20 protein-coding genes and 1 pseudogene are annotated in these 19,673 nt (G+C 44.3%); 13 read left to right on the top strand and 8 right to left on the bottom strand.

Annotated features, from left to right (window positions below; translation table 11 throughout):
* Positions 1-33: 33 nt before the first annotated feature.
* Positions 34-1,134: a glutamate 5-kinase gene (gene proB / locus ACXAGV_RS03815; protein WP_474872039.1), complete on the bottom strand. Its 1,101-nt coding sequence runs from the start codon at positions 1,132-1,134 to the stop codon at positions 34-36.
* 193 nt (positions 1,135-1,327) lie between these two features.
* Between proB and ACXAGV_RS03810 the strand changes: the two genes are divergently transcribed.
* From ACXAGV_RS03810 to ACXAGV_RS03795, 4 genes are all read left to right on the top strand, one after another.
* Positions 1,328-3,790, top strand: a complete 2,463-nt coding sequence (locus ACXAGV_RS03810) for a M1 family metallopeptidase (RefSeq protein ID WP_474872037.1) — start codon at positions 1,328-1,330, stop codon at positions 3,788-3,790.
* Positions 3,780-4,364 carry a DUF6702 family protein gene (locus ACXAGV_RS03805; protein WP_474872035.1) on the top strand — a complete coding sequence of 195 codons (585 nt, stop codon included), beginning with the start codon at positions 3,780-3,782 and terminating at the stop codon, positions 4,362-4,364. Before ACXAGV_RS03810 ends, ACXAGV_RS03805 begins: the two co-directional genes overlap by 11 nt.
* 278 nt (positions 4,365-4,642) lie before the next feature.
* Positions 4,643-5,062: a hypothetical protein gene (locus ACXAGV_RS03800; protein WP_474872033.1), complete on the top strand. Its 420-nt coding sequence runs from the start codon at positions 4,643-4,645 to the stop codon at positions 5,060-5,062.
* 233 nt (positions 5,063-5,295) lie between these two features.
* Entirely contained in the window at positions 5,296-6,663 is a 1,368-nt protein-coding gene (locus ACXAGV_RS03795) for an ABC1 kinase family protein (RefSeq protein ID WP_474872032.1), read from the top strand.
* Positions 6,664-6,829: 166 nt separating this feature from the next.
* Here the strand turns inward: ACXAGV_RS03795 and ACXAGV_RS03790 are convergent, their stop codons facing one another.
* Both ACXAGV_RS03790 and ACXAGV_RS03785 read right to left on the bottom strand, forming a co-directional pair.
* Positions 6,830-7,138, bottom strand: a complete 309-nt coding sequence (locus ACXAGV_RS03790) for a DUF6482 family protein (protein ID WP_474872030.1) — start codon at positions 7,136-7,138, stop codon at positions 6,830-6,832.
* A gap of 90 nt (positions 7,139-7,228) precedes the next feature.
* Positions 7,229-7,621: a hypothetical protein gene (locus ACXAGV_RS03785; protein ID WP_474872028.1), complete on the bottom strand. Its 393-nt coding sequence runs from the start codon at positions 7,619-7,621 to the stop codon at positions 7,229-7,231.
* 382 nt (positions 7,622-8,003) lie between these two features.
* Here ACXAGV_RS03785 and ACXAGV_RS03780 point away from each other — a divergent pair, with 382 nt between their 5' ends.
* The 7 genes from ACXAGV_RS03780 to ACXAGV_RS03750 all read left to right on the top strand — a co-directional run bounded on the left by ACXAGV_RS03780 (position 8,004) and on the right by ACXAGV_RS03750 (position 13,265).
* Positions 8,004-8,864, top strand: coding sequence for a DUF3014 domain-containing protein (locus ACXAGV_RS03780; protein WP_474872026.1), 861 nt, complete (start codon positions 8,004-8,006; stop codon positions 8,862-8,864).
* Positions 8,851-9,432, top strand: a complete 582-nt coding sequence (locus ACXAGV_RS03775) for a DUF1285 domain-containing protein (RefSeq protein ID WP_474872024.1) — start codon at positions 8,851-8,853, stop codon at positions 9,430-9,432. Before ACXAGV_RS03780 ends, ACXAGV_RS03775 begins: the two co-directional genes overlap by 14 nt.
* A gap of 169 nt (positions 9,433-9,601) precedes the next feature.
* Complete coding sequence (locus ACXAGV_RS03770; RefSeq protein ID WP_474872022.1) at positions 9,602-10,894, top strand: metal-dependent hydrolase family protein; 1,293 nt, start codon at positions 9,602-9,604, stop codon at positions 10,892-10,894.
* 24 nt (positions 10,895-10,918) lie between these two features.
* Positions 10,919-11,509, top strand: a complete 591-nt coding sequence (locus tag ACXAGV_RS03765; RefSeq protein WP_474872019.1) for a YqaA family protein — start codon at positions 10,919-10,921, stop codon at positions 11,507-11,509.
* A 164-nt stretch (positions 11,510-11,673) separates the two neighbouring features.
* The gene (locus ACXAGV_RS03760; protein ID WP_474872017.1) at positions 11,674-12,135 is read left to right on the top strand and encodes a hypothetical protein; all 462 of its coding nucleotides are present in this window, start codon (positions 11,674-11,676) and stop codon (positions 12,133-12,135) included.
* 27 nt (positions 12,136-12,162) lie between these two features.
* On the top strand, positions 12,163-12,345 hold the full coding sequence (locus ACXAGV_RS03755; RefSeq protein WP_474872015.1) for a hypothetical protein: 183 nt from the start codon (positions 12,163-12,165) through the stop codon (positions 12,343-12,345).
* Positions 12,346-12,461: 116 nt separating this feature from the next.
* Entirely contained in the window at positions 12,462-13,265 is an 804-nt protein-coding gene (locus tag ACXAGV_RS03750) for a DUF1206 domain-containing protein (protein ID WP_474872013.1), read from the top strand.
* 20 nt (positions 13,266-13,285) lie between these two features.
* Here ACXAGV_RS03750 and tusA read toward each other — a convergent pair whose 3' ends face one another.
* The 3 genes from tusA to rph are packed head-to-tail and all read right to left on the bottom strand — an operon-like array spanning position 13,286 to position 14,948.
* A complete protein-coding gene (tusA, locus tag ACXAGV_RS03745; RefSeq protein ID WP_474872011.1) occupies positions 13,286-13,546 on the bottom strand; it encodes a sulfurtransferase TusA in 261 nt (86 codons plus the stop codon).
* Positions 13,536-14,177, bottom strand: a complete 642-nt coding sequence (pyrE, locus tag ACXAGV_RS03740) for an orotate phosphoribosyltransferase (protein WP_474872009.1) — start codon at positions 14,175-14,177, stop codon at positions 13,536-13,538. Before pyrE ends, tusA begins: the two co-directional genes overlap by 11 nt.
* Positions 14,178-14,234: 57 nt before the next feature.
* Positions 14,235-14,948 carry a ribonuclease PH gene (gene rph, locus ACXAGV_RS03735; RefSeq protein WP_025257195.1) on the bottom strand — a complete coding sequence of 238 codons (714 nt, stop codon included), beginning with the start codon at positions 14,946-14,948 and terminating at the stop codon, positions 14,235-14,237.
* A gap of 300 nt (positions 14,949-15,248) precedes the next feature.
* On the opposite strand from rph, the gene ACXAGV_RS03730 reads away from it, so the two are divergent.
* Entirely contained in the window at positions 15,249-16,112 is an 864-nt protein-coding gene (locus ACXAGV_RS03730) for a YicC/YloC family endoribonuclease (RefSeq protein ID WP_474872007.1), read from the top strand.
* Between the two features lie 268 nt (positions 16,113-16,380).
* On the opposite strand, the pseudogene ACXAGV_RS03725 reads toward ACXAGV_RS03730, so the two are convergent.
* Positions 16,381-17,524 (bottom strand): annotated as a pseudogene (locus ACXAGV_RS03725) (IS3 family transposase).
* Between the two features lie 138 nt (positions 17,525-17,662).
* Between ACXAGV_RS03725 and ACXAGV_RS03720 the strand changes: the two are divergent.
* The gene (locus tag ACXAGV_RS03720; protein WP_474872005.1) at positions 17,663-18,112 is read left to right on the top strand and encodes an AAA family ATPase; all 450 of its coding nucleotides are present in this window, start codon (positions 17,663-17,665) and stop codon (positions 18,110-18,112) included.
* A gap of 87 nt (positions 18,113-18,199) precedes the next feature.
* Here the strand turns inward: ACXAGV_RS03720 and ACXAGV_RS03715 are convergent, their stop codons facing one another.
* A complete protein-coding gene (locus ACXAGV_RS03715; RefSeq protein ID WP_474872003.1) occupies positions 18,200-19,207 on the bottom strand; it encodes a hypothetical protein in 1,008 nt (335 codons plus the stop codon).
* Positions 19,208-19,673: the final 466 nt, after the last annotated feature.

Below are 19,673 nucleotides of genomic sequence, written 5' to 3'. Positions count from 1 at the left end.
GGTAGTCTATTGCAGCGATTCTTTTGAGTAGCGCTATGAGAAAAGCACCATATCGTCACGGTGAATGGCAACATCCGTTGTTTCATAACCTAACACACCGGCAATTTCTTTCGACTTTTTCCCTTTTATAAGCGTTAAGTCTTTTGCGTTATACAAGCAAAGCCCCTTGGCAATAACTTCGCCTTGGCACACCACTTCAACCGCATCGCCTTGTTCAAACAAACCGGTAACGTCAACAATACCTGATGGCAGTAATGACGCGCCTTTTCGCACTAATGCCTCTTTCGCACCGCTATCAACTTCTATCCTGCCAGCGGTTTTTAGAGTATGGGTAAGCCACAGTCTGCGCGCGCTGGCGGGAGTGCTACTAGCATTGAATAGGGTTCCCGGCACTTTACCTTCAAGTAATGCATCGAAGGTTTCGCCTTTTCGCCCGTTTACAATAAGAGTTTGAATACCGCTACTGGTGCACTTATCTGCCGCTTCAATTTTTGTGCGCATGCCGCCAGTTCCTACCGCAGTTCCAGCGCCGCCGGCAAGGCCGTAAATAGTGCTATCTATTTTATCTACCTGTGGAATGAGTGTGGCGCTGGCGTCTTTTCTTGGGTCTGCGGTAAATAAACCGTCGATATCTGAGCAGATAATGAGGGTGTCTGCTTGGGCGACCAGGGCGGTGTAAGCACCCAAGTTATCGTTATCACCCACTTTGAGTTCGTTGACAGCTACCGTGTCGTTTTCATTCACAATAGGTAACGCATTGTGATTCAGGATTTCGCGCAAGGTATTTTTAATATTTACGTAGCGGGTTCTATCGCGCAGATCATCCGCCGTTAACAATACTTGTGCACAAGGAAAGTCAAAAAAGCGCTGCCAGTTGGCCATCATTAAATTCTGGCCAATCGCAGCCATGGCCTGCTTTTCTGCAATAGATGCGTTGTGGCGAACCTTCACTTTGCTGCGGCCCGCGGCAACACTACCAGAAGAGACAAGAATAATTTCTTTGCCAGCTTCGCGACTAGCAGTAATAAATCGAGCGAGAGACAGCAAATAACGCCCGCTGCACTCGTTGCCTTCAGGAGCAATGAGCGCACTGCCAACTTTTATAACGGCACGTTGCCAATTGAAACAGTTCATAGGGGAAAGAAAAAAGATAACAAGAGCTTAAGAATACGACAGTTGAAGCGCGAAACAAAACGATCTGTTACAGTTTTTTTGCGTTAAAACATGGTTAGTTTACGGTCAAAAAATTGGATTGTGACAGGCATACTTATATACTGTAGACGGTTATCTTATAACAATTCTAACTTACAAGTTGCAAGGAAACTGCATGAGCACCGCAAAACGACACCTATTCTGGCTAGCGCCAGTGTTGTCTATGCTGATTTCTCTTCCTACGACCGCCGCTATAAAACAAACAAAAGGCGATTTTGAAGATAAATTCCGTCAGCTAGACGAAGTTCTTCCTACTCCAAACGTATACCGTAACGCCGCTGGTGAGCCAGGCCACCAATATTGGCAACAACAAGTAGATTACGATATTGACGTAAAGCTACTTGAAGACAAGCGTCGCATTGAAGCAAGCGAAACCATTACTTACCACAACAACGCGCCAGATACGCTTAAGTACTTGTGGATCCAGCTTGACCAAAACAAATTCCGCGACGATTCAATGTCTGCCCTTACTACCACGTTTGGCGGTATTGGTAACCGCGGGCCGGGTACGCAAGCTGCTAGCGGCAATACGCCAGCTAAGCTAAGCATGGGTGCATTGCGTCGTCAGCAGTTTGTTGACGACAACGAACTAGGCTATACCATTTCTCGCGTTGAGGACAAAGCGGGCAATGACTTACGTCACACAGTGGTTGGCACCTTAATGCGTGTTGACTTGGCTCAACCGTTGAAGCCAGGCAGCAAAGTAACGTTTGATATCGATTTTGCGTTTAACATTGTAGAAGAAGACGCTGTTTCAGCACGTGCAGGTTACGAGCACTTCCCAGATGACGAACGTGAAGGTGGTAACGACATCTTCTTGCTAGCACAGTGGTTCCCACGCCTAGCGGCTTACACCGACTACGAAGCATGGACCAATAAAGAGTTTATTGGCCGTGGCGAGTTCACGCTAGAGTTCGGTAACTACGAAGTAGATATTACGGTTCCGGCTGACCACATCGTATCGTCAACGGGTGTGCTTCAAAACCCGAAAGACGTGTTAACTAAAACACAGCGCGACCGTCTGAAAAAGGCAGAAAAAGCTGACCGTATCGTATTCATCGTTTCACCAGAAGAAGCGATTGAGAACGAAAAAGAAGGCACGACTAAGCTTAAAACCTGGACCTTTAAGGCTGAAAACGTACGTGACTTTGCATGGGCCTCTTCGCGTAAATTTGCGTGGGATGCGCGTGGTTATCAGCAAGGCGGTGACACTCAACCATTGGTCATGGCCATGTCTTTCTACCCGAAAGAAGGTGGCGAGCTATGGCAGAAGTATTCAACAGAATCAATCATCCACACCATGGATGTTTATAGCCGCTTTAGCTTCGATTACCCATACCCAGTAGCCCAGTCAGTAAATGGTCCAGTTGGCGGCATGGAATACCCCATGATCACCTTTAACGGCCCGCGTACAGAGCTTCGTGATGATGGTTCGCGCACGTACTCGCTTGCTGAAAAACGTTTTCTTATTGGCGTGGTTATTCACGAAGTCGGTCATATCTATTTCCCTATGACGGTTAACTCTGACGAGCGTCAGTGGACATGGATGGATGAAGGTCTTAACAGCTTCCTAGACGGCGTTGCTGGCCGCGAGTGGGACCCGACGATTCCATGGGGCGTTGAACCACGTGATATCACAGGCTACATGAAGTCTCAGACCCAGGTGCCAATTATGACTCAGTCTGACTCAGTACTTCGCCTTGGCCCGAATGCCTACACCAAGCCAGCGGTAGCGCTTAACATTCTTCGCGAAACTATTCTTGGCCGTGAGCTGTTTGACTTTGCATTTAAAGAATACGCGCAGCGTTGGATGTTTAAACGTCCTACACCATCAGATTTTTTCCGTACTATGGAAGAAGCGTCAGGCGTTGATCTAGACTGGTTCTGGCGTGGTTGGTTTTACACCACAGACCATGTAGATATTAGCCTAGACAGCGTATACAAGCTACGTTTAGACACTGAAGATCCAGATATCGATTTTGCTCGCGAACGCGAAGCAGAAATGGAAAAACCAAATTCACTTACCGACCTTCGTAACAAAGAAGAAGGCAAAAAACTTTGGGTAGATCGTTTTGAAGATATTAGCGACTTCTACGACGAAAACGATCGTTACACCGTAACTAACAAAGAGCGCAACAAGTACAAGAAATTCCTCGATAAACTTGAGCCTTGGGAGCGCAAAGCGTTTGAACGTGCGGTGAAAGAGGACAAAAACTACTACGTGCTAGATTTCAGCAACAAGGGTGGGTTGGTGATGCCAATCATTCTTGAACTAACGTTCGAAGACGGCACAAAAGAAGAAATGCGTATTCCTGCGGAAATCTGGCGTCGTACACCTAAAGCCGTAAGCAAGCTTATTGTTACCGACAAAGACAAAGAGCTGGTAAGCGTGACGGTCGACCCGCATTGGGAAACCGCAGACGTAGATGTGGAAAACAACCACTACCCGCGTCGCATCATTCCTTCGCGTATTGAAGCGTATAAGAATAAGCCGCGTAACACTTACGAGTACCGCGACCTTATGCACGACTCAAAGACCGAATTGAAAACCGACGACGAGGACAAAGATGACGAATAAGTTGTCTTTGGCTCGCTTGCAGCAGAGCGCACATGCTCTGCTTACAAGCGTAAGTGCATTCGCAATTGCGGCTGCGCTATTAATGAGTGCAATGTCATACAGCACAGCCGCTCAAGCGCATCAAATAAAAGCCGCAATTACCACAGTACTGTTCAATCCTAGAACAGAAAATATTGAAGTGATGCACCGCTTTAATTTGCACGACGCTGAACATGCGGTTAAAGCGTTGTTCGACAAGCATGCAGATATTATGGACGACGTAGAAACGCAGCAACAATTCGCTGATTACGTCGCCCACCACTTTGCGATTTTAAATGCAGCTGGCGAGCCATTAAAGCTTGCCGATGTCGGCTTTGAAGTTGAAGGTAAGCACTTTTGGGTTTATCAAGAAACTGCTGAGCCGCCGGTACTTGAAGGCATTAAAATTCGCCATGATGCATTGCGCGACTTGTGGCCAAAACAAGTGAATACGCTAAATGTAGAAGGCAAGGGCGATATTAAAACTCTGACTTTTGCTGATAGTATTAATTTGCTGGAAGTAAGCTTTAAGAGCCAAAATAGCGATCATCACTAATACCTAGCTGTATAAGTTTATGAAAGCCCACCCGCATTCCTTGTCAAACGACGGTGAATGCCGGTGGGCTTTTTTGTTAACGTGCTTCACGGTGTCCTTGTAGATAATGGATGCCAAACTCAGCCTTTGCCCCCTCTAATTCGAGCGCCGCATTCGAATAGAGAAAATCAAATATCTAAAATTGTCATGTGAGACCGAAGTCGTATAGTCATCTTGGCATGCATGCTCTACCTTAATTATGGATAAACAGTTACTAAATTCAGTTAATGAGGTGCATCATGACCCATAGCGCTGCATCACCGTTGCCTTCACAGGTCAAGAAACCCCAATCAAGAAGTGAGCGTAGTGCACGAAAACTACGTGCATCAAAAGCAACTCAGTGTGCTGTTCAAGCAGAAAATGCCCAGCCATTGCAAGATGCCGATGCAAAGAACGCCAAACAAAACAATGCGTTCGCTGATAAGAAAAATATCATGTGGGTGCTGTTAAGTGGCGCAATGGCGCTAACCTTTGTCGTCATGCTGTTTTTGCCAGATACAGGGATGGGCGGTGGGCTTATATCTACCTACTCTGCCATGCTTTGGTGCGGTTTTTTTGGTGCTGCCCTTTGGCGCTACAGAGCGGCAAGTGGCTGGGCTGGGTTTGCTTATGGAAGCGTTGTTGGGCTAGTGCTCCAATTCGCTTCACAGATCATCTAAATATATAGCACTGTGTAAGCCGCAAACTTATGCAGTGCGCTACCTTTTTCTCAAATTTCTGCATTATTTTCTCCTTAGTGTCTGGTTCTAAGCGAAGCTGTCAGGTCTTATACCTTTAAACCCGATCCAGCCACCTTACTTAAAGGTATAAAAGGTTAGGGTACATTTTAAGTTGTGCTTTAAACGATAAAAATTAGTGTCCCTATTCGTCTTCAATAAAACAGAGAGCCAACATGGCAGAGAAGCCCAATAAATCCGCTGAATCACCAACCCGTTCTAGTAGAGCGGTACCGTCGTCGCGTTTATCGCGCATAGGCCGCTTGGGCTCATTGGCAGGTAGAATTGCAGGTAACGTAGTATCACAAGGTGCAGGGCAACTGTTAAAGGGCGAGAAGCCCGCGTTGTCTTCGCTGCTCTTAACGCCCAAAAACATTTCAAACATTGCAGATCAGCTTGCCAGTATGCGCGGCGCAGCCATGAAACTCGGGCAGCTTATTTCAATGGATGCAGGAGACTTTCTCCCCGAAGAGCTCGCGGTAATTTTAGGGCGATTACGGGACGACGCTGACCCAATGCCAAAAGACCAGCTAATTGCCACGCTGAATCAGTCTTGGGGCGAAAAATGGCAAGATGACTTACTTTACTTTTCCTTTGCCCCTATAGCTGCGGCCTCTATTGGTCAGGTGCATAAAGTCATTACGATGGACGGTCGGATGTTGGCAGTAAAAGTGCAGTATCCTGGCGTGAAAAAAAGCATAGATAGCGATGTAGATAACGTAGCTACACTTATAAAACTTACGGGTTTGGTACCTAAGTCATTAGATATAGGCCCGCTATTGCAGGAAGCCAAAGCTCAGCTTCATCAAGAAGCGGATTATGTGCGCGAAGCTAACATGCTCAACCGTTATCGCGCGTTCCTTGAAAACACCGACATCCAATGCAAAGGGAGTAAGGCGTTTGTCATTCCGCAAACCTATGATCCCCTTACCACAAGCACGGTGTTAGCGATGGATTTCATAGAAGCGCAAGATTTAGATGCGCTATTAAACGAGCCACAGGACGTCCGAGATGCCGTGATGACGGCGCTAATGACTTTATTTTTTAATGAAATTTTTCATTTTAAGCTGCTTCAGAGCGACCCTAACTTAGCCAACTACCAGTTTAAACCCGATACAAACGAAATCGTTCTGTTAGATTTTGGTGCTACGCGGGATGTGCCTGACGCCATTTCAGCCCAGTATCAAGCGTTACTCAACAGCGCCGCAGCCAACGATAGAGCGATGATGCAGCAAGCCGCGTTTAACATTGGGTTAATTGATGAAAGCCATTCTCAAGAGCAAATTAACGCTGTCATAAACATTGGTATGGAGGCATGTGAAGCGATCCGCTGCGAGGGTGCTTATGACTTTGGTCAAAGCGATCTCATTGCAAGGCTTCACGATAAGGGAATGGCGCTGACTATGGAGCACAATTTTTGGCATACGCCGCCAGTAGATGCCCTGTTTATACACAGGAAGCTAGGTGGTTTATTTCTGTTGGCTAGACGATTGAAAGCTAAAGTAGATATGCGGAAGGCTGCAGGCACATGGCTGAATCTATAATCTACATTTCGTTGGTGTGTTAAGCGAATAAGAAACTACTTATTACGCAGCTTATATATCGTTTAAATCGGTTTCGCGGTGCTGTGCCATGTTTTACTGTGAAAACGTTGCTCTGCGACCTTACAGAACTCACACTTCAAAAAGCCTATAGCACTCGCACAACAATCTAGTAAGGCAAATCCATACTGAACGGTAACGCCATCTGTTCTTTACTTTTTGGCGGGTTGCCAATCATTTCATCGTAAGGCGTATCGTGCTTCATTACCGCCTGCTGAACATGACAATGCGCGAAGGCTTCGCGAATGTGGCCGGCACTAAAAAAACGCATGGGCTTATCTTTGTTGTCGTAAAGCATGCCACTTTGACTGCCGATAGTGAGATAAACCAGGTAAACATTCATCTCATACGACTGAACTTCCAGATAATCTATCGCGGTTGGCGAGTCTTCAATATCTCGAAAATAGAACTTCTGCATTTTTCTACCTCATGAACCAAGTATGCACCTTGCACGCCCAATACTCTTGTTTAATGACCGAAGTTAGGGCGAAAAAGCAGAGTGTATACGTTAGGCAAGGTGCTCAGGTTCATTAGATAGATCTAGCGGAGGTCGGTGGTTTTTAAACCGTACTGCATTTGCCAACACCAGCAAGGATGCAAGAGAGCAGGCGCTGTATAGGAATGCCGCCGTTCCCATGCCAGAAGCAATCCACAGTAATGGAAATACCAGCAACCTAGGGCCTTCAACAGCTAAAGCAACTTTCGCTTTAGACAGTATAAAGCCATTTTGTATAGCCATAACAATGACAGTCGCCACAGCAATGATCTGATGCTTGTTAGACAGGTTATTGATATTTAAAAGGAGATAAAGCATTACTCCCAGCATGATTAGATGCTGCATAACACTGTAGCGTTTTACTGCTCGGTGTAATTTGGGGTGATACTGTCTAAACTTACTCACGCTAATTATCCTTTAAGGGCACATTTAAGGTGAAACGGGGTCATGAGGCTCGAAATATTCATTAATTATTATAGATAACAACGAGCTAGCATTTGCTTTTCAATGAACAATCAACACATTAGTACACAAACCCAATTTGTTAAACATTTGTTTTAAAATTATTTTTGCATTTACATAATATCGAATGTGAATGAGAAGAAAAAATGAGGGTTTTCCACTAAATTTGCATAAAAAGAAATCGGAAAGTGACTTTTTTACGTTAAAAACGTGTTCAAAATAAGGAATTTACAAGCTAAGGGAACATTTCTCTTGATTGATTTTCTAAATTTGGGTGTTATCTCTGGTAGTATTACCAAAAGGATAGTTTTGTAGCGGAGTCATTATGAGCGAATCGTCGGAAAAGAAATCGTTAGGCCCACACTTTATCATTGTAGGCATCCTTCTTGTTGTTATTCTGGCTATTGTGTTTTGGCCCAGCGACGATGAGCCTGAGCCAGTAGTTACTCCTGAGCCCGAAGTGACTGAACCTGAAGTGACTACGCCAGAAGAGCCTGAAGTATTTGAGCCTACTCAGCCAGCCCCAACAGTAGAGCTTGAGGAAAAAGACGAGGTTGAGCCGCTTCCAGAGCCAGTTGAACCAGAACCGGAACCTCTGGATACCAGCGATCCTGCTGTGAAAGCTTCACTTATTGAGAGTTCGTCTGCGAGCGAAGAAACCGTTAACCGCATGCTGGTTGATGAAGGTCTAATTCAACGCTTTGTGGTGTCGGTTACGAATCTAGCAAATGATGAAATGGCGCCTAATCACCAGTTACTAACGCCACCTGAGCAGAACTTCCGCGTATACTCTCAAGCAGGTAAGCAGTGGATTGATGCAGCAAGCTATAAACGTTATACACCGTATGTAGATATGTTGGAGTCATTCAATAACGAAGCACTGCTTAACATATACGGTATTTATAAAGACGACATTCAAGCTAAGTACGCAGAAATTGGAAGTCCTGGCCAAAACTTTAACAGTGTATTACTAGAAGCCATTGATCAACTTCTAGATACACCAGAAGTGCCGGTTCCTGTAGAGGTTTATACCGACTCGGTCGCCTACAAATATGCTGATGATCGTTTAGAGAGTTTAAACGAGCCACAGAAACAACTTCTTCGTACTGGGCCAGATAACATGCGTCGCATAAAGGCAAAGCTACGCGAACTAAAAGTATTGGTTGAAGAGCGTGGATCTAACTAGATTTCAGCAGCAATTGAAGGGTACGTCGTCTAAGGCGCGCCCTTTACCTCCTGTTGAAAAATGGAACCCTGACTTTTGCGGTAACATTAACTTAACTATAGCGCTTGATGGAAGATGGTTTTACGAAGGCAGCCCTATTGGGCGCGCAAGCTTGGTTCAGCTTTTTGCTTCGGTGTTAAAGCGAGAAGGCTATAAGTACTTCCTAGTTACGCCCGTAGAGAAAGTAGGTATAACCGTTGAAGACACCCCCTTTATTGTAACCCAGTGGCATAGGGAAGAGGGTGAACCCGCGAGTGACAGCACCTATGTATTCACTACACAAACCGGCGACATCGTAAGGTTAGAGCGTTCTGATCAACTCGAACTTCGCGTTCCGCCTAAAGCCATACAAGATCCAGAAGCGACGCCTATTCCCTACCTATGTGTTCGCAGAAACCTGTGGGCGAGACTACATCAAAACACTTATTATCAATTAGTAGAGCAGGCTGAAGAAGAAACGGTTGATTCTCGTACGCGATTTACTATTCGGTCAAACGGCACCCCTTTTGTGTTAGGTGAAATACGTTAAGTTCGCTTATCCGCCATTTTATTCGTTACTTCAATATTTTACGCCAGTGCGCTTTACCCGCTATTCGTCATCAATAATACGCCATTGATGACGCTTTGTTTTGCGTTATCAGTGCCCGTGCATTACATTCGATATAGTCTATAAAACAATCAACAAGAAGACCTATTTCATGAAAAAGCCTCTGATTACGCTGGCTGTTGCCAGTGCCATACTCTCATCACCCTTTTCTACTGTAGCCGATACCCTGATACATGCAGGAAAAGTGTTTACTGGCACATCAAACTCTCTTCAAGAAAATGTGACCATTGTGGTTGATGACAACAAGATCAAAGCAGTAAAAAAAGGGTTCGCTGAAGCCCAAGAGGGCGATACTGTCATCGACTTGAAAACATCAACCGTGATGCCTGGCCTGATGGACATGCACGTTCATTTATCGTCTCAACATGGTGGGCCACAAACGTATCTGGAGCGCTTTTCACTCAACGAAGCCGACTATGCACTGCGTGCAGCAAATTACGCCAAAATAACCCTAGATGCAGGTTTCACTACGGTTCGTAATTTAGGTGACGGCTATAACGAAACGGTGGCATTAAGAAATGCTATTAGCAAAGGTTACGCGACCGGACCACGTATCTACACTGTGGCTAAGTCTATTGCCACTACAGGCGGACACGCCGATCCAAGTAATGGTTTATCTCACTTACTTCGCCCTGATGTAGGCCCAAAGCAAGGGGTAGTTAATGGTGAAGTGGAGGCGCGAGAAGCCGTGCGGGCTCGATATCAAGATGGCGCAGACTTAATAAAAATTACTGCAACTGGCGGTGTATTAAGCGTTGCCAAAAGCGGCCAAAACCCACAGTTTATGAGCGACGAATTGAAAGCGATTGTCGATACGGCGAAAGATTACGGTATGACGGTGGCAGTGCATGCTCATGGTAAAGAAGGCATGAAACGCGCGATAGTAGCTGGAGTAGACTCTATTGAGCACGGTACCTATATGGACGACGAAATCCGCAAACTAATGAAGAAACATGGCACCTACTATGTACCAACTATATTGGCAGGAAAATTTGTCGCAGATAAAGCGAAAATTGATGGCTTCTTCCCTGAGTTAGTGCGCCCAAAAGCGGCTGCTATCGGTCCGCTAATTCAAAATACCTTTGAACAAGCGCACAAAGCAGGCGTAAAAATTGCTTTTGGCACAGACAGTGGTGTATCAGCCCACGGCGACAATGCGCAAGAGTTTTCTTTAATGGTTGAGGCGGGTATGAAACCTGCCGACGCACTCCTAAGCGCAACAGTGAATAGCGCTAATTTATTGGGCATAAGCGATATTCTTGGCACGCTAGAAGAAGGAAAACTGGCTGATATTATTGCTGTTCAAGGCGACCCGCTTGACGATATATCGCTTATGGAAAGCGTATCTTTTGTCATGAAAGACGGGGTAGTTTACAAGCAGTAAAATAACAAAAGTGGTAGAGATTACATGGAACTAGGTAAAAAGGTTAAGCACAAAACCAAAAAGCTTGTCGATTCTAAGCATATGTTAAAGGGCATCACTCTTGCCTCATTTTTAGAATCGACCATTGTTCCCATACCACTAGAAGCCGTAATGGTGCCACTCATGCAAGCAAGACGGGAATCGCTTTGGCAAATTGCATTAATGGCCACCATAGGCTGCGTAATTGGCGCAGTCTTCGGCTATGCCCTCGGCTATTACCTTTTCGACCTTGTTGGCCAGTGGGTTATCGACACCTTTTTTAGCCAAGAACAATTCGAAAGCGTTAAACAGCAAATGCAAAATCAAGGCTTTTGGTTTGTGATGACCTTAGGTATTGCCCCTATACCTTTTCAGGTTGCGATGCTTGCAGCAGGTGCAACCCAATACTCACTTCCGCTTTTTCTTTTAGCCACTGTTATTGCACGTTCAATACGCTATTTCGGGCTCGCAGCGGTGGTTTATTACGCAGGAGACAAAGCTGAGCAACTCATTAAGCGCTATAAAATGAAAGCGATTATTGCTATCACTGTTGCAGTGGTTTTTTTATGGTGGCTTTCAAATTTGATAAGCCAATAAGCTTGCCTGTAATAGTGCTTTAGAACACCTACTAGTGCGAGACAAACGATGCCGCTGATTCACGACAATATAAATATCAAATCAACCCAATAAATTTTTTTAACTTTACATTTGATAATGATTCTTATTTGCACTAATGTTATAAAAAAACAGGAGGTGCTTCTATGAATGTTCAACGCTTATGCCCAGTTTATAGAAAGTGGCTACAGCTTAATCCATCAAGCGCGCGAGAGCATCGCTTCGCAATGCAGGCACGAACGCAGAAAGCCCATCAACAGGGCAAATTGGATTATGCCCGTGAGTTGGGTTATCAAACCTTTGAAGCAGCTAAAGCTATTCTCAACGCGCTACAGCCCGTATCCTCTCAAAAAGTGAACGCTGTGCAAGAAGACGTACTCGCGTTCGGCACTATGGGCATGTACTTATCTTCTTTGCTAGCTCAAGAGCACAAAAAACAAGAGTCTCATGCCATTTTGCAGGAGTGCCAACAGCAGTTAATCGCCATATTACCTTTGCATGCCACTAACCCATCTGTATGCAGGCTTATATCCGCCATTCAGCACACGGTTGAGCAAACCTATGAGCCTCAAATTAGCAGGCAGCTTGCGTCTGCTGCCCTGCATTAAATCAAACAGTTGAAGGAGCGAATGATGATGTCGAAACCAATCCCAAATGAAGACGGCTTTGTCTCTTTAAGCGTAAGAGCATCAGTACTTCAAGAAATGCTTAAAGGTGAAGTTCTGCATATGACAGATGTTCACTGCAATTGTGCGCATAGCAAGCGTACGCTTCAAAGCTTGCTTTTAAAAGCCGTTGCAGACAGTTCAGAACGTTAATCTGAAACGATAGCTAGTAAGCGCAAAATACAGACAGGAGCAAAACGGAACATAACTTGATACAGAATAAGTCACTATATCGTTTTTATTTTGCAATTGAGCTATGAGAGGACACCGTGGAACTTTCGTCTAAATGGAAAGAGATAACCGCTAGAGCGGGGTATAGCGCCAAAACAGTCATGTACATTATGCTTGGTGTCTTCATTCTTACATCTGTATTTACTGCGTTAAACCGTGAAAAAGCCTCTCAGTCCAATGTCTTTATTACACTCAAAGAGCAACCACTCGGGCAAATTTTTCTAGGAATTCTCGTTCTCGGCTTAGCGTGCTATGCCTGCTGGCGTTGGCTACAGATTTTTATTACCAGCAAGTCAGGTGACGACAGTTTGTTCATTCACATTATAAATAAGCTGTTCTTCTTTATATCAGGCGCATTCTATTTTGTTGCTGCTTACGCGGGGGCAAAAACCCTATTAGAAATACAAAGCAGTTCTTCATCTCAAGGTAGTGGAAAGAAGGTGAGTGCATTTCTAATGCAATACGAATGGGGGCTATTGCTTGTGGCCGTAATCGGCCTATGTATCATTATATTCGCTATTGTGCAGTTCAAGCATGCTTACACTGCAGACTTTTTAAAGAAGTTTTCACTACCCGCTTTAAATCAGCGTATTCGAAAGAGTGTGAAAGTAAGTGGTCGCCTTGGATATACCGCGAGAGGGGTCGTTTACTCGTTAGTAGGTGGCTTTTTCATCCTTGCCGCTCTTTTAAGTAACCCATCACAAGCGGGTGGATTACAAAAAGCACTAGAAACCCTAATGAAGCAGCCTTTTGGCCCCTATTTAATTGCCGCAGTGGGCGCAGGCTTTGTTATGTTTGGTCTTTATTGTGCGCTAGAGGCGAAATACAGAAAGGTGGAGTAGGAAGTTTAAAGGGAAGGCGCTTAATCGCGCCCTTTTTTAATAACGTACTGGTAAGGCAAGGTCTCGGTTTGAGACGCCACCAGCGTATGGTCCATAAAGCGGCAAAAGCTAGGAATATCTCTTGCCGTTGACGGGTCGTCAGCCGTGACCGATAAGGTTTCCCCGTCGGCCAGCTTACGGATATTCAAACGCACCATCATCACCGGCTCTGGGCAACGTAAGCCAAGTGCGTCTAAATGCTGACTTGCTGCGCTGAAGGCGCTATCAAAATCAGATGCCATAGTTTTCACGGTAGGTGTTAATGGCGCTGATTTCACTTTCAGAACCGCCTTTCTCAGTCAGGTAGGCCACCACATCGGCCAGCGATACAATAGAGATAACCTGAGTGCCAAAATCACGTTCCACTTCTTGAATAGCTGACAGTTCGCCATTACCACGCTCTTGTCTGTCTAGCGCAATCAGCACGCCAGACAAACTTGCCTGCTGCTGTTCAATTAATGTCATCGATTCGCGAATAGCGGTACCCGCAGTGATTACGTCATCCACCAGCATAACCTTGCCTTCAAGCGGGCTGCCAACTAGATTGCCGCCTTCACCGTGGGTTTTCGCTTCTTTGCGGTTGAAGCAATAAGGCACGTCAAGATTGTGGCTATCGGCCAGTGCGACTGCGGTAGTAGTCGCAATAGGAATACCCTTATAGGCAGGACCGAACAGCACATCGAACTCGACACCTGCATCCATTAGCGCGTCAGCGTAAAAACGCCCTAGCTTGGCCAAATCGCCACCGCGATTAAACAAGCCTGCATTAAAAAAGTAAGGACTTACACGGCCTGACTTTAAAGTAAATTCGCCAAATTTCAGTACGCCACGTTCAATGGCAAATTCAATAAAATCACGCTGAAACGCTTTCATGATGACCTCTTAATTACTAACTAATATGTAGGCGTTAAGTACGCTTAATTGCCTCGCTTACGCGAGCGCCGCTTTTTGAATGTCGAACAATTCGCGTAAGCCGTGCTTACCAATTTTCAACAATTCATCAAGCTCTTCAAACGAGAAGGGTTCGCCCTCTGCCGTACCTTGAACTTCGATCAGTTTGCCTGTTTCGGTCATTACGATATTCATATCTGTCTCTGCTTCAGAGTCTTCAGTGTACTCAAGGTCAGCAATTGGCGTACCTTCATAAATACCCACCGAAAGGGCGGCAATCATATGTTTTAGCGGATTAGTTTTGATAATGCCTTTTGCACGCATATAAGTAAGTGCATCAACCAGAGCTACGCACGCACCGGTGATTGACGCTGTGCGCGTACCACCATCGGCCTGAATAACATCACAATCTAGTGTAATTGTGTTTTCACCTAGAAGCTTCAAATCAATTGCCGCTCGAAGTGAGCGCGCAATTAGACGCTGGATTTCTAACGTACGTCCACCTTGTTTACCGCGCGCTGCTTCACGACCGCTACGCGTATGGGTTGCTCGTGGAAGCATGCTGTATTCGGCGGTAACCCAACCTTTACCTTGGCCTTTCATAAAGCGTGGTACACCTTCTTCTACCGTCGCATTACACAACACCTTAGTATTACCAAACTCTACAAGAACAGAGCCTTCTGCATGGCAAGTGTACTGGCGAGTAATAGTAACAGGGCGAATTTGACTGGCGGTTCTGCCGCTTGGACGCATAGTGTTCTCCACAACGTAAGTGCTTAAAAAGGGTAGCGTTTTACAGGTTTTATTGGCGATATGTGAATAGAAAGCCCAATTCGCGGTCAAAACCTATAAATTCGATGTAGCTACGAAATTGCGCCTAAGTATAACGCAATACCCGCGGCCGTTAAAAACGAACTTTACATGTTTGCTTATTGAATTACGTAAATGTGCGCTAATATACAAAATACAAGAAAACCTGCTGTAGATATTCACGTATACAACACGACGTTCGGGTTGTTTTTGCAGGCTTTTAGTTAAATTTAAAGGATATTTATGATTTACAGCATGACAGCGTTTGCGCGCGTAGAAACCAAAAAAGAGTGGGGCTCAGCCGTGTGGGAAATACGCTCGGTCAACCAACGCTTTTTAGAAACTTACTTTCGCCTGCCGGAACAGTTTCGCTCATTGGAGCCGGTTTTACGTGAACGATTCCGTAAAAAGCTAGCCCGAGGTAAGGTGGAATGTGCGCTACGGTTTACCGCTAACGACGCTGCTGTAACCAAGTTAAGCTTAAACGAAGAATTGGCCAAACAAGTACTTCACGCTGCCGACTGGGTGCAGTCGCATGGTCAATCTACCGGCGTTAACCCGCTTGATGTTTTGCGTTGGCCTGGGGTGATTGCCGCAGAAGAAACTGATATGGATACCATCCACGCTGACGTAATGGCCGCGTTCGACCAAGCACTTAACGATTTTATTAGTGCCCGCGCTACCGAAGGTGAAGCCCTTAAAGGTATGATCACGCAGCGCCTGGATGCCATTGAAGTGGAAGCTGAAAAAGTGGCCGCACGTATGCCTGAAATCATGGTGTGGCAGCGAGAAAAAGTGCAAACCCGCTTTGAAGAAGCAAAGGTTGAACTGGATGCAGGCCGTTTTGAACAAGAAATGATCATGCTGGCGCAAAAAGTGGATGTTGCAGAAGAGTTAGATCGCCTAAACGCCCACGTAAAAGAAACCCGCAATATTCTTAAAAAGGGTGGAGCAGTAGGCCGCCGTCTTGATTTCATGATGCAGGAGTTTAACCGCGAATCGAACACGTTAGGTTCAAAGTCTATCAGCACCGACATCACACAATCGGCGGTTGAACTTAAAGTCCTGATTGAGCAGATGCGCGAGCAGATCCAGAATATTGAATAGCGTTTCACTAATATTCAATATAATTCAAAACCCCTAATTTTAGGGGTTTTTTATAGATTTTGAAAAAGTTTGTTTCAGAATACTGCATGAAATGGCAGTATTGTTGTGACTTATTGGTGTTTTCAAATCACCATTTAGTTAACATGAATAAAAAGTCACCACACGAGAAATCAAGTGAATGATGCAGAAGTAAGCTCTATCGCAAAAGCCAAAGACAGCAAGTATTACAACATCGGCGAGAACCTCTTAGTGAATCGACCAGACCTTACTAGACAGATTTTCGTTTGAATTCTTCTAGCTTTTCATAAGCCAGTGGAGGCATATTATTCGCCTCACCATGCTTGCGTCTAGAGTTATAAAACATTTCGATGTAATCGAATATGTCAGCTCTTGCATGTTCACGTGTTGTATAAATTTTTCTCTTTATTCGTTCTCTCTTGAGTAGCTGGAAGAAGCTCTCTGCGACGGCATTGTCGTGGCAGTTTCCTCGACGGCTCATGCTGGCCTTGAGATTATGCTCTGTTAAGAAGTCACTCCACTCATAGCCTGTAAATTGACTCCCTTGATCTGAGTGTATGAGCACTTCATTCTTGGGCTTTCTTCTCCATACTGCTGCTAGCAGTGCCTGAGTAACGAGTTCTGATTCCATACGAGAACTCATCGACCAACCACAGCGCGAGAGTATAAGTCTAGAACGACGGCAAGGTAGAGCCAGCCTTCATGAGTGCGGATGTTGGTAATGTCAGTGACACAGTATCTGTTCGGTGTAGCTACCGTAAACTGTCTATCAAGCACGTTATCGGCAACAACAGAAGGCTTGCCGCTGTAATGCCCTTTATGCTTTTTATAACCGACTTGTGCCTTTATACCTTCTAGTTTCATCAATTTAGCTACACGATGTTTGCTGCAAGCTTCACCTAAATCTTTAAGGTCACTCGTGACTTTTCTATACCCATAGACACAGCCACTTTCTAGCCAAGAATGCTTAATTAACCCCATCAGGCGCTCGTCTTCTAACTGTCGCTTTGATTTCGGTTTATCCACCCATGCGTAGAAGCCACTTCGTTGTATCGAGAGTGCTTCACACATGAGTTTTATTGGGTAATTCTTGAGCCTGGTTTTTATGAATGCGTATTTTTCTTTGACTCGCCCGCGAAAAATACGGTGGCTTCCTTTAGGATGTCGCGTTCCATTGTTACGCGTTTAAGCTCTTTTTCTAGCTGCTTAATTCGGTCGGATTGTTCTTGAGACTGCCTATGTTCTTCACTGTCTGGACCGTAGGCTTTTATCCAGTTATAAAGCGAACTGCTAGTCACTCCCAGCCTCTCAGAAACGCTTGCCACCGAATAACCTTGGTCAGTAACTTGTTTGACGGCTTGTATTTTAAATTCTTCTGTAAATCGCTGAGACATCTTTTCTCCTTAGTACACATAATTATAAAGCAATTAAGTGTCTAGAGAAGTCTGGTCGATTCATTACGTAGATTCAGAGTTAAGCAGAGATTCAAGCTTATATACGATTTCATAGGTAAAACGCCACACACCAACTTTTTGAAGATTATTCACAAGAGGTCCTTTTCATCAGGAATCCCAGATTTAACTAATCCAGAAGGCTTTGAAAAACTGCTACCAGAAATTAAAAAAGCAGACGTCGTCATCCTAGACAACCTCTCTTCGCTTTACAGAACTGCTGAAGAACTCTCTCAGAACGATTGGAACTTTTACAACGACTGCCTAGACGAAATGAGAGAATTAGGCAAAGCAGTCCTGGTGTTGCACCATACCGACAAAGACTCCCGAAACTACAGAGGGCATTCAGAGATAGCCAGGGCAATTGATAATGTATTGACCTCTGTGAAGGATAAGAAGCAAAGTAATGATACTAAGACTGTGATTAGCCTGAGAAAACCTAAGAGTAGGCATGGCGCTAGTGAAGAATGTTTGATGTCTATAGAATTTGGCAGCTCAGAAAGACATAAGTTTCATTTTTCCAAACTATGACGGCTAAAATTTTTGCCCAACTAACAATTCATAATATATGAATTGAGGCACCACACAACCATTGAGAGGTGCCTCTCCCGCTAAAATCTAGGGATTAAATGGGCAGCGAGCAACCTTTCGCGTTGGCAGCCATTCAGTCGTGTCTAAGTTCCGAGTTTTATAATCTATTTTAGTTGCCGAACTAGCATCATATTTGGAAAAATTACCGAAAGCAAAACCAGGTTTTTCGTCAAAGTAACCACTCCATTTAACCTTGATATTAGAAGCGCCGATTTGCTCAACGTTTCCGTACTTATTGTCGTAAGTACAAACTTGATCACCGATTTGAAGTGAATTATTGTCTTCTAATCTATCATTCCAGATATCTCTATGCTCATTATTGAGGCGATCTACAAGCTTTTTCTTTGCATTTTCTAATGCATAGTATTGATTTGTTTTCCTTGTGAGGTCTTCTGCTATGTCTTTTTTATCACTAGTGTCGTTCTGAACATATGTAAACAGCTGTTGAACGTTAGCGTTAACTCGATCAGTAATATCACCGGATTGACCCCAGGTCATATATGTACCTGACCGATTATACTTTTTGAAAATTAAGCTTATTTCCTCTTTCAGGTCACTTGATATATCTGAACCGGTATAGTCAGCGACAGAATCTAGGGCATCTCGTAATTTTAAGAGTCTTGCTGTTTTCGATGACTCTCTATTATTGCGTGAAAGATTAAAATTTTGAGCATATGCAGTCTGCTGCCTATTTGTTTTAATTATATCAAAGTTTCCGCAACCATCATTTTCAGCATTAATTTTCGTTCCTTGTATTGGGACACTTGTCCAAATTAATCCTGTCTTCGGATCGTAGAGACTTAATCTCCTATCACCGAAAGTGATTGCTACTAGCCCATCTTTCCTATATATCCGCTGACATTCAGTTCTGTATGTTTTTGCGCTTCCTAACATATCTGTCTGATCAGGTACTTTCGACTTGAGAGTAGCAATTTCATCCATTTTTAGATAATCGTAATTCGGCTTAGAAGTGGAGCTACATCCTGAAACCGAAACAGTAAGAATCGAACTTAAAAGTACCGCGAGCTTTCTCATAGTATTCCTAATTTTTTTTATAGTAGATTTTTTAGTGTAGTTTTTTGTAAATTGTCATCTTTCGAGATAAAGATAAGATTTGTTACACATAAATAAAATGATAGGAAGGATGTATGAAAGCTAGGCTAATCTGCACATCCTTGTACAATTTCATAAATATATAACAGCCTACTGTTTAAGTGTAACCGAAGTGAAAGTCTGTGATCTACTATATATCATATATATAGATATTAAACGCGCGAGCAGATCCAGAATATTGAATAGATTCCGAATTAACAGGTTATTCCACCTATAATGCTAAAAAGCTCCGTAATTTGCTTGAAAATACGGGGCTTTATTTTGCTGGAAACAAACAGAAGACTTAAGTGCCAAGTCGACTGAACTCACATTTAAGTATACTCGTGTTTCGCGCCCGCTTATCGTTGGTGAGCTCACTAGATACTTCAAATTGAACAAGCGCCATCAC

It is taken from the genome of Alteromonas sp. ABH4_453 (assembly GCF_056160665.1).
This window is presented reverse-complemented; position numbering and strand designations above follow the sequence as displayed.